General features: G+C 77.1%; 9 protein-coding genes. 1 reads left to right on the top strand and 8 read right to left on the bottom strand.

Going from position 1 to position 9,695, the window contains the following annotated elements; all coding sequences use genetic code 11:
• The 7 genes from SK069_RS13330 to SK069_RS13300 form a co-directional block, all read right to left on the bottom strand.
• Nucleotides 1-1,457: DUF4349 domain-containing protein (locus SK069_RS13330; RefSeq protein WP_319954734.1), on the bottom strand; the 1,457-nt coding region annotated here is incomplete at its 3' end.
• Entirely contained in the window at nt 1,444-1,995 is a 552-nt protein-coding gene (locus SK069_RS13325) for an RNA polymerase sigma factor (protein ID WP_319954733.1), read from the bottom strand. The genes SK069_RS13325 and SK069_RS13330, both read right to left, overlap by 14 nt.
• Nucleotides 1,996-2,852: 857 nt before the next feature.
• Nucleotides 2,853-3,593, bottom strand: a complete 741-nt coding sequence (locus SK069_RS13320) for a glycerophosphodiester phosphodiesterase (protein WP_319954732.1) — start codon at nt 3,591-3,593, stop codon at nt 2,853-2,855.
• Entirely contained in the window at nt 3,590-4,432 is an 843-nt protein-coding gene (locus SK069_RS13315; protein WP_319954731.1) for an Fpg/Nei family DNA glycosylase, read from the bottom strand. Before SK069_RS13315 ends, SK069_RS13320 begins: the two co-directional genes overlap by 4 nt.
• Nucleotides 4,433-4,729: 297 nt before the next feature.
• Nucleotides 4,730-5,515, bottom strand: a complete 786-nt coding sequence (locus SK069_RS13310; protein ID WP_319954730.1) for a cobalt-precorrin-6A reductase — start codon at nt 5,513-5,515, stop codon at nt 4,730-4,732.
• Nucleotides 5,516-5,528: 13 nt separating this feature from the next.
• On the bottom strand, nt 5,529-6,587 hold the full coding sequence (locus SK069_RS13305) for a FecCD family ABC transporter permease (RefSeq protein ID WP_319954729.1): 1,059 nt from the start codon (nt 6,585-6,587) through the stop codon (nt 5,529-5,531).
• Nucleotides 6,584-7,600: a FecCD family ABC transporter permease gene (locus SK069_RS13300; protein WP_319954728.1), complete on the bottom strand. Its 1,017-nt coding sequence runs from the start codon at nt 7,598-7,600 to the stop codon at nt 6,584-6,586. The genes SK069_RS13305 and SK069_RS13300 overlap by 4 nt, the downstream gene beginning before the upstream one ends.
• A 79-nt stretch (nt 7,601-7,679) precedes the next feature.
• Between SK069_RS13300 and SK069_RS13295 the strand changes: the two genes are divergently transcribed.
• The gene (locus tag SK069_RS13295; protein ID WP_319954727.1) at nt 7,680-8,678 is read left to right on the top strand and encodes an iron-siderophore ABC transporter substrate-binding protein; all 999 of its coding nucleotides are present in this window, start codon (nt 7,680-7,682) and stop codon (nt 8,676-8,678) included.
• A gap of 145 nt (nt 8,679-8,823) precedes the next feature.
• Here the strand turns inward: SK069_RS13295 and SK069_RS13290 are convergent, their stop codons facing one another.
• Nucleotides 8,824-9,633 (bottom strand): thioesterase family protein, encoded by an 810-nt coding sequence (locus SK069_RS13290; RefSeq protein ID WP_319954726.1) that lies wholly within the window; start codon nt 9,631-9,633, stop codon nt 8,824-8,826.
• Nucleotides 9,634-9,695 lie beyond the last annotated feature (62 nt).

Raw genomic sequence — 9,695 nt, 5'->3', positions numbered from 1 at the left:
AGGTGACGGATCGCCGCCCGGTGCCAGCCGCCCGCGAGCCGGCGCTGCACGTGCTCCCACGGCTCGCCGGGCTCGCCGATCACCTCGACGAGGGTCTCGCGGATCGCGCGGTCGGCGACGAGCGCGCGCCGGCGACGGCGCACGCGCCAGCCGAGGCCGCCGAGGAGCCCGAGCGGGACGAGGAACACGCCGACGAGGAGGAGCACCGCACCGGCGACCTCGGCGATGCGGCCGGCGTCGGACAGCGCGTCGCCGATACCCCAGCGCCCGTCGTCGGCCGGGGGCGGCAGAACCGCCTCGTCCGTCGTCGCCGTCGTGACGCGCAGGGCGATCCGGGCGCTGTCGGTCTGCTGGCGCAGGCTGCGGCGCTGGGCCTCGAGGCCGGCGATCTCGTTCGTCAGCAGCCGCAGCTCCCGCCGCAGCGCCGCACGCCGGGACGCGCTCTCCGCCCGCGCCAGCTGCAGTCGCAGCGACGAGCGGCCCGCGCGGCGATCCTGCAGCTCGTCGTCGAGGGACGCCGCGCGCTGGGTCACGTCCTCGTTGCGACGCTCGAGCCGGACGAGCTCGCCGATCCGCGAGAGCTCGCCGACGGTCGCGTCGAGCCGGGCCGTCGGGACGACGAGCTGGAACGTCGCGCTCGGGCGGCTCGCCCGCTCGCGGACCTCGGAGGCGCCGACGTAGCCGCCGGCGTCCTGCACGATCCGGGTGATCCGATCGGTCGCGCGGCCGACGTCGCGCCGGCCGACGCGAACGGTCTGCTCGACGTCGCGGACGACCTGGCGGTCGCGGGACCTGAGCTCGCCGCTCGTCGCACCGCCGGACGGGGGGACAACCCGCTTGGAGAAGTCGGAGCGCTGTCCGGCCTGGGGCGCGACCGAGGGCGCCGCCGCGGAGGCACCCGCCGCGCCTTCCGCATCGCCACCGGGGCCCGCGTCGAGCTCGCCGGCACGGCCCTCCTGGGTCAGGGACTCGGTCGTCGTGCTCCGGTCCGGCGTCGACGGAGCGCCGTCCGAGAGCGCCATCGACTGCGTGTCGCTGCCGCCGTCGCGGTCGCCGAGCAGGACGACCGCAGGCACCGCGACCGCGGCTGCGACGACGAGCGCCACCGCCGGCTTCCAGCTGGCGGGGCCGCGCCAGCGGGCGAGGAGCCCGCCGCTCGAGCGGGGCGCGATCGGCGGTCGCCCGCCGGACGCGGGACGCGGACCGGCGGCGTCGGGCCGCGTCCGGCCGTCGGCGGACGCGGACGGCGAGCGATCGGCCTCGCGCCGAGCCGCATCGGCCACGCGGAGGTCGAGGCGCTCGCGCGCACCGGCGTCGAGGGTGGGCTTGTCGGCCGCGACCGCGGCCACGAGCAGCGCCAGCTCGGCGTCGACGTCGTCGGCGCCGGCGAGGGCCGCGTCGAGGGCGTCGAGCTCGGCGACGACCTCGGGGGACAGCGGGGTCTCACGCTTCCACATGGCAGGCCTCCCTCAGGCGGGTCAGGATCCGGTGCAGGCGGCTGCCGACGTTCGTCGGCGACAGCTCGAGGACGCGGGCGATCTCGGCGTTCGAGAGCCCGGCGTGGAACTTCAGGGCGACGAGCTCGCGGTCGCGGCCCGGCAGCGACGCGATCGCCGCGGCGACGGACGCGTCACGCGCGGCGCGCTCGTCGCGCTGCACGACGAGCTCGGCCGGATCGGGCTGTCGCTCGTCGACGGGATCGTGGGTCAGGGCCGCGCCCTTCGTCCCCCGTCGCAGCTCGTCGATCGCCGCGTTGCGCGCGATCGTGAAGAGCCAGGCCCGCGGTGACCCGCGCCGGTCGTCGAAGCGCCCCCGGCGCGCGAGGGCGCGCTCGAAGGCGACGGCGACGACGTCCTCGGCGAGGGTCGGATCGCGCACCACCGTCCGCACGTAGGCGTAGAGGTCGTCGGCGCAGGAGCGGTACAGCGCCTCGACGTCCATCGTTCTCCGGCGGGGGGTGGGCAGCGCGAGCGTGGCGGTCGCGGTCTCGCTCATGGGGACACTACGGGCCACCTCCAGATCCGTCACGCGGCGTGATCGCTCGCCGTCTCCGGGCCGCGACCGCGCCCGCGGTGCCGTCCGGGTCGCGGCGCGACTCGCGGGGGCCCGCCACGGCGGCGTCGGCCGCGGGTGCCCCAGCGTCCGGTGGCCGGTGGCCGGCGCGACGCGCGCCGACACCGGCACGCGGATCGTCGAGGTCGGGGCGCCCCACGGCCCGAGCACGACGAACGACACGGGCGACTTGCAGAACGTCGAAGTCGGGACGCCGCACGGCGCGAGCACCACCAACGACACGGACGACCTGCAGAACGTCGAGATCGAGACGCCGCGCGGCGCGAGCACGACGAACGACACGGGCGACCTGCAGAACGTCGAGGTCGTGAGACCGCCCGGGACGAGCTCGACGCCTCGCACGGGCCGGAACGGCGCCGCGACACGAGGCGGTGCCGCGGGCCGAGCCCTCCGCGCGAGCGTCGTGACCGGTCTGGAGTCGCATGCGGAACGTCGGTCTCGGTGCGGAGACGCGAACGAGACCGACGGGTCGCGCGCATGGCACGCCGAAGGTCGAGGTCGCGCGGCGCGGGACGACGAGCGCGACGTCCGGCATCCGACATCCGACCTACCCGGCGTCCGGAACCCGGAACCCAGCACCCAGCACCCAGCACCCAGCACCCAGCACCCAGCATGCTCACCGCCCTCGGCCTCGTCCGGGCGGCGGGTCGCGCCCCGGCCGTCCCGCCGCGCCGCCCCGGTGCTTCCCCGTGCCGTCCCGCCGCGCCGCCCGGTGCTCCCCCGCGCCGCCCGGTGCTTCCCCGTGCCATCCCGGCGCCGATCGCGGCGCCCGTGCGACGTCAGCCCGCCGGCACCAGGCGCGGGTCGTTCGAGATGACCCCGGTGACGCCGAGCGCGACGAGGCGGGCGGCGCGGGCGGCGTCGTCGACGGTCCAGGCGTAGAGCTCGCCGTGGGCGGTGACGGCGCGGGCGAACGCGGGGCTCACGAGGGACTCGTGGGCCATGACCGCGTCGACCCGGCCTTCGCGCAGGGCGGCGATGAGCCGCCGCGGCAGGATCCGGCGCGCCGCGAGGACGGCGGCGACGCCGATCGGGCGGGTCGCCGGATGGCTCAGCGGGTTGCGGCGCACCCGCGGCACCGACCAGCCGAGGCGCAGCGCCGGCTCGATCTCGCGCAGGCGGACGAGCGTGACGACCTCCATCGTCGACACGAGCGTCCGGTCGAGCAGATCGCGCTCCCGCAGCGCGGCGACGATCTGCTCCTCGTCGCCGTGCCACTTGCTGTCGAGGTCGATGCCGAGGTGCGCGAGGTCGGGCTGCGCGAGCCGGTCGAGCGCCTGGGCGAGCGTCGGGGCGTCAGGGCGCGCGGCGAGGTCGTCGGGGTCGTGGGCCAGTCGCAGGCCGCCGTGACCGTCGGGGAGCGCGTCGAACTCGACCGCGTCGACGCCGAGCTCGGCGGCCCGCTCGAGCGCCTCGAGGGTGTTGCCGGGCACGACGGCGGCGCAGCCCTTGTGGCCGATCCGTAGCGTCCGGCCGCTCGCGCGCGCGGCCGCCCCGGGCCACCCGGCCGCCCCGCTCATCGCTGGCACCCTGGGCACCACGAGGTCGTGCGGTTGTCGTCGCCCATCGCCGCGCTGCGGATCGTCGTGCCGCACCGCGGGCACGGACGGCCCTGCTTGCCGTAGACGTGCTTCGGGCGCAGGTGCGTGCCCTCGACCGCGCAGCGGCGGATCCCGGGACGGACGGCGGCGAGGATCGCGTGGAGCTCGTCGTCCGTCGTGCGGCCGAGCGGCCGCCACGGATCGATCGCGGCGGCGAAGCAGCCCTCGCTCTTCCAGACGTTGCCGATCCCGGCGACCGAGCGCTGGTCCAGGAGCGCGTCGCCGACGGGCCGCGTCGGGTCGTCCTGGCGCAGGCGGGCGACGGCGCGGTCGGCGTCGAAGGCCTCGGCGCAGAGGTCCGGGCCGAGGGCCGCGAGCCGCGGATCGCCGGCGACCTGGGCGCTCGTGCGCAGCTCGAGGAACGGCCCGCCGATCTGCAGGACGTCCTGCTCGCCCCGGCCGAGCACGAGCCACGTGCGGGCCGAGTACGGCCGCCCGCCGCGGCCGGCGCCGCGGCGGGCGGGGGCGCCGGGGCGCGCGGTGACGGCGAGATCCGGACCCGTGCCGCCCGGGGCGGGGCGGACCCGCCAGCTGCCGGTCATGCGCAGGTGGCTGTGCAGGACGAGGCCGTCGTCGAAGCGGATCAGCAGGTGCTTGCCCCGCGGGTCCAGCGCCACGACCTCGCGCCCCGCGAGGCGCCGGTCCCAGCCCCGCGGCGCCGTGCGCGGGCTCGGCGTCACGACGCGGTCGAGCGGGCCGCCGAGGACGACCCGGCCGATCCGGCGGGCCGCGTGATGGATCGAGTCGCCCTCGGGCACGCCGCCCAGGGTCCCACGTCGGGCCGCCCGGCCCCGCTGGGACGACGACGCGCCCGCCGGCCCGGTCGGGCCGCGTCCGTCCGCGAACCGCAAGCGACGCGGGTCGGCGGCCCACGTCGCCGTCGAGGTCGCCGGTCGACGGGCGGGCGAGCGCGCTGCTCCCGCGAGGGCGCGACGGGGATGGCCGACCCCGTCCGACCGCCGGCCCGCTCGCCGCGAGCGCGCCGGAGGATCCCGCCGGGGCCCGGGGCCCTCGGGCTCCGCCGCGACCGTCGCGCGGTCGCCGCGCGGCGTGCCTCAGGACCGGGCGAGGACCGACCGGATCCGCTCCCGCGCCGTCGCGACCGTCGGCTCGCCGCCCGTGGCCGTCGACGGACGGCGGACGACGATCACCGGGATCCCGAGGTCCCGCGCGGCGTCGAGCTTCGCGCGGGTGCCGTCGCCGCCGCTGTCCTTCGTCACCACGACCTCGATCCGGTGCTCGCGCAGCAGCGCGGTCTCGCCGTCGCGGTCGTACGGACCGCGGTCGAGCAGCAGCTCGTGCCGCGCCGGCAGCGGCCCGTCGGGGCGCTCGATCGAGCGGACGAGGCACCACACGCCGTCGAGACGGGCGAAGGCCCCCAGCTCCTGCCGGCCGACGGCGAGGAACGCGCGCCGGCCGACCGCGGGCAGCAGCGCCGCGGCGGCCGCCACGTCGTCCACGTGGTGCCACGCGTCGCCAGGGCCGGCCGTCCAGCCCGGGCGGACGAGTCGGACGAGGGGCACGCCGGCCCGCCGCGCGGCGGCGCGCGCCTCGACCGAGACGGCGTGCGCGAAGGGGTGGGTGGCGTCGACGACCACCGCTGCCCGCTCCGCGGCGAGCCAGCGCGCCATCGCCGCGCTGCAGCCGAAGCCGCCGACCCGGACCTCGCCCGCCACCGGGCGCGGCTCGCGGGTGCGCCCCGCCAGCGACGTGACGGCGCGGACGTCGCCGTCGGCCACGAGCGCGTCGGCGAGCTCGCGGGCCTCGGTCGTCCCGCCGAGGATGAGGACGGTCGGACGGTCGTCGCGCGGCAGGCCCCGAGCGTAGTCCGTGGGCCGCACGGGGGGGGCGCTCCTAGACCCGACCCGCCCGCCGCTCGCTCACGAGCAGCCACAGGAGGTATGTGCCGCCGAGCGCGCCGGTGACGACGCCCACGGGGATGCGCTCAGCGCCGAAGACGCGCTGCGAGAGGACGTCGGCGCCGAGCAGGAGCACCGCGCCGGTGAGCGCCGAGAGCACGGGAGTGGGCACGCTCGTCCCGGCGATCCGGCGGGCGATCTGCGGCGCGGCCAGGGCGACGAACAGGACCGGCCCGGTCGTGGAGACGGCGACGGACGCCAGCCCGACGGCGACGAGCAGGAGCAGGCCCTGGGCGCGGCGCACGCCGAGCCCGAGGCCGACCGCGACCTGCTCGCCGAGCTCGAGGACCCGCAGGCGACGCTCGAGGAGCACCGCGCCCGGCAGGAGCACCGCCAGGGCGATCGCCACCGGGACGGCGTTCTCCCATCCCCGCGCGTTGAGGCTGCCGGTGATCCAGACGTTCGCCTGCGCCGCCGTCTGGAGCGTCGTGCGCGTGAGCATCCACTCGGTCAGCGCGATGAGCACGAAGCTCAGGCCCACGCCGATGAGCACGAGCCGCGCGCCGGCCACGAGGTCGCTGCCGCGGAGCGCCAGCAGCCAGACGACGACGGCCGTGCCGGCCCCGCCGACGAGCGCTGCGAGCGCGATCGCCGCGGTGTCGCCGCCGTCGACGAAGACGATCTGCGCGACGGCGCCGGCCGCGGCGCCGGACGTGAGCCCGACGACGTCGGGGCTGCCGAGCGGGTTGCGCGTGACGCGCTGGAAGATGCCGCCGGCCGTGCCGAGGGCCGCGCCGACGAGCAGCGCGCAGACCGCCCGCGGCAGGCGCAGCGTCTCGACGATGTAGGAGGTCGAGCGGTCGCCGCCGCCGAGCAGCGCGTCGACGACGTCCCGCAGCGGGATCGAGAACTCGCCGGTGGCCACGGAGACGACGACGAGCAGCGTCGCCACGACCCCGAGGGCGACGCCGACGACGAGCGCGCGCGGACCGTCCGCCCCTGGACGGCGGGGACGGCGGCCACGACGCCGCGCGAGGTCCGGGACGACGCTCACAGCCGCGGCACGCCCCGGCGGCGGACGAGGAGGATGAAGACCGGACCGCCGATGAGCGAGATGACGATCGAGACCCGCAGCTCCTGCGGCGAGGCGACGACCCGCCCGACGACGTCGGCGAGCAGCAGGAGCGCCGGTGCCAGCACCAGGGCGTAGGGCAGGCTCCACCGGTGGTCGGGGCCCGCGAGGATCCGCGCGACGTGCGGGACGACGAGGCCGACGAACGCCAGCGGCCCGGCCGCGGCGGTCGCCGCGCCGGCCAGCAGCGTCGCGGCGACGATCGTCGTCGTGCGGGTCGCCCCGGCGCGCAGCCCGAGCGCCCGGCCCGCCTCGTCACCGAGCGCCAGCGCGTTCAGCGGCCGAGCGAGGAGGAGGGCCAGGACGATCCCGACCGCGAGGAACGGCGCCATCTGCAACACCCGGTCCGGGTCCTGGCCGCTGAGCGAGCCGACCTGCCAGAACCGGTAGCGCTCGAGCGCGCTGCGGTCGAGGATCGTCGCGCCGCGCACCACCGCGTAGAGCGCGAAGGTCATCGCGATGCCGGCGAGCGCCAGGCGCACCGGCGTGGCGCGCGAGCCACCGGCGACCACGTAGACGACGGCGGTCGCCGCGCCCGCGCCGAGGATCGCGAACCACACCTGCAGCGCCGGAGCGACCGGCCCGAGCAGCGCCACCGCGACGACGACGGCCGCCGCGGCGCCGTACGTCACGCCCAGCAGCCCGGGATCGGCGAGGGGATTGCGGGTCAGCGCCTGCAGGAGCGCGCCCGCGAGGCCGAGCCCCGCGCCGACGAGCAGCCCCAGGACCGTCCGCGGCAGGCGGACCTCGTGCACGATGAGCGAGGCCTCGCTGTCGTCGCGGTGCACGACGAGCGACCAGACGTCCGCGATCGGGATCGAGCGCGAGCCGACGCTGACGCTCAGCACGACCGCGACGAGGAGCAGCAGCGCGGCGAGCAGCAGCCCGGTCGCGCGGGCAGGCGTGCCGCGCACCGAGACGGTCGGGCGGCGCACGGCGCCTCAGGATATCGGGCGGGTTCGGGGTGCCGAACCCGAACCGTGTTCGGCATCCCGAACGCAGTACGGTGCGCCCATGCGACGACTCCTGACGGTCCTCCTCGGCTGCGCCGCGCTCGCGCTGGGCGCCTGTGGCGACGACGACGAGGGCACGACGACCTCCGCTCCCGCGGCGAGCACCGAGGCGTCCGCCGCCGCGTTCCCGGTGACGATCGACCACGCCTTCGGCCGCGCGACGATCGAGCGCGCACCGCAGCGGGTCGTCACCGCCGGCTTCAACGAGCAGGACTTCGCCCTGGCGCTCGGCGTCAAGCCGGTCGCGATCCGCGAGTTCCTCGGGCCGTACGACTACCAGGACCGCCCGTGGGCCCCGGAGGCCAAGAGCGACCCGGCGACGCTGATCGGCGGGGAGCAGATCTCGATCGAGAAGGTCGCGGCCGCCAAGCCCGACGTCATCCTCGGCATCTACTCGTTCATCGACCAGGCCGTCTACGACCGGCTCGCGGCGCTGGCGCCGACGGTCGCGCAGTCGAAGGACGCGCCGACCGGCGGCACTCCCTGGGACGACCAGCTCCGCCAGACCGGCGAGGCGCTCGGCAAGGAGGCCGAGGCCGCGAAGGTCATCGAGGACGTCGACGGCCAGTTCGCGGCCGCCGCGAAGGCGCACCCGGACTTCCGGGGCAAGGAGCTCGTCGTCGCGTTCGAGTCCGGGGGGACGCTGTTCACGCTCGGCAACGACGACCTGCGCCAGCAGTTCTTCACCGACCTCGGCTTCGTGACGCCGAAGGACGGCGGCGAGGAGGAGATCAGCCGCGAGCAGCTGCGCCTGCTCGACAAGGACGCGCTCGTCCTCATCACCGACGACGCCAAGGGCATCCTGCGCGACCCGCTCTACCGCCGCCTGAAGGTCGTGCGCGAGGGTCGGGTCATCACCGCGACCGGCGACTCGAACTTCGCCGGCGCGCTCGGCTACAACAGCCCGCTGAGCCGGCCGTACCTGCTGAAGCAGGTCGTGCCGCAGCTCGCTGCCGCGATCGACGGCGATCCGGCGACGAAGGTCCCCGCCACGAGCTGAGCGGGGAGCGACCGCGCTCGCCGAGCTCGGCGGGCGCGGTCGGACGCGGGCACCCTTCCGGCCTGGGCGCGGACCGGACCGACGGTCCGGACCCGTCGACCGGGTGCGGCGGCGGGTCCTCGTCCGGCGGAGACGGAGGAGCCCGTCAGCCGGCGTCCGGGCGCAGGTCGCGCACGAGCAGCGCCTGCGCGCCGCGACCGATCGGCCCGCGGGCGTCCGCGAGGTCGGTCGTCGCTGTCGCGCCGCCACCGGGCTCCAGGTGGGTCCGGGCGGCGACCTCCAGCCACTCCCCGACCGGATCGCGGAACAGGTGCACGGTGATCTCGGAGTTGATCGCCGGCCACCGCAGCGGATCGACATCGAAGCTCATGCCGTTGCCGGAGTCGGCGACCGTCAGCGCCCGCTGCCACGGCGAGGGCTCCTCGCCGGCGACGAGCGGGATCCGCTGTCGGACCCAGGCGGTGCTCGGACCGAGCTCGGCGAACGAGCCGGTGGTCCAGCGCCAGTCGATCGACGACACGTAGCCCGCGACGTGCATGCCCGGCATCCCCGCGGTCTCGGGGGCCTCCGGCGGCAGGTCGGCGGGCGGCGCGACGCCGTCGGTCCCGCTGCCCGGCACGGTCGGAGGCGTGCTGGCGGGCGCGAGCGCGTGTCGCCACCCGCGTGCGACGAGCATCGGCCGGCCGTCGACCGAGGCGGTGGCCTGCAGCAGCTCCACGGAGCGGCCGGGTCGCAGCGTCTCGACCGTCACCGCGAGCGGCTCCAGCGGCACCGAGCCGAGGATGTCGACCGACAGGCGCGCGAGGCGCCGGCCCTCGCCGCCGGGCGCCCGCTCGATCGCCCGCGCCAGCAGTGCCGACGGCGGGCCGGCGTGCTGGGCGTGCGGGCCCCACGGCCCGGCCGTCGCCGGGGTGCTCGCGAAGGTTTCCTCGTCCAGGGGCTCGTAGAACGCCATGCCAGGATCCTGCCGCACCCCGCGCGTGGGGCCCGGGTCTCGGGCGATGCGCCCGCGCGGAC

This window comes from Patulibacter brassicae, assembly GCF_033949425.1.
In the GTDB taxonomy this organism is placed as follows: Bacteria; Actinomycetota; Thermoleophilia; order Solirubrobacterales; family Solirubrobacteraceae; genus Patulibacter; species Patulibacter brassicae.
The sequence above is the reverse complement of the archived record's forward strand: the minus strand, read 5'-3'. Positions and strand labels throughout refer to the sequence as shown.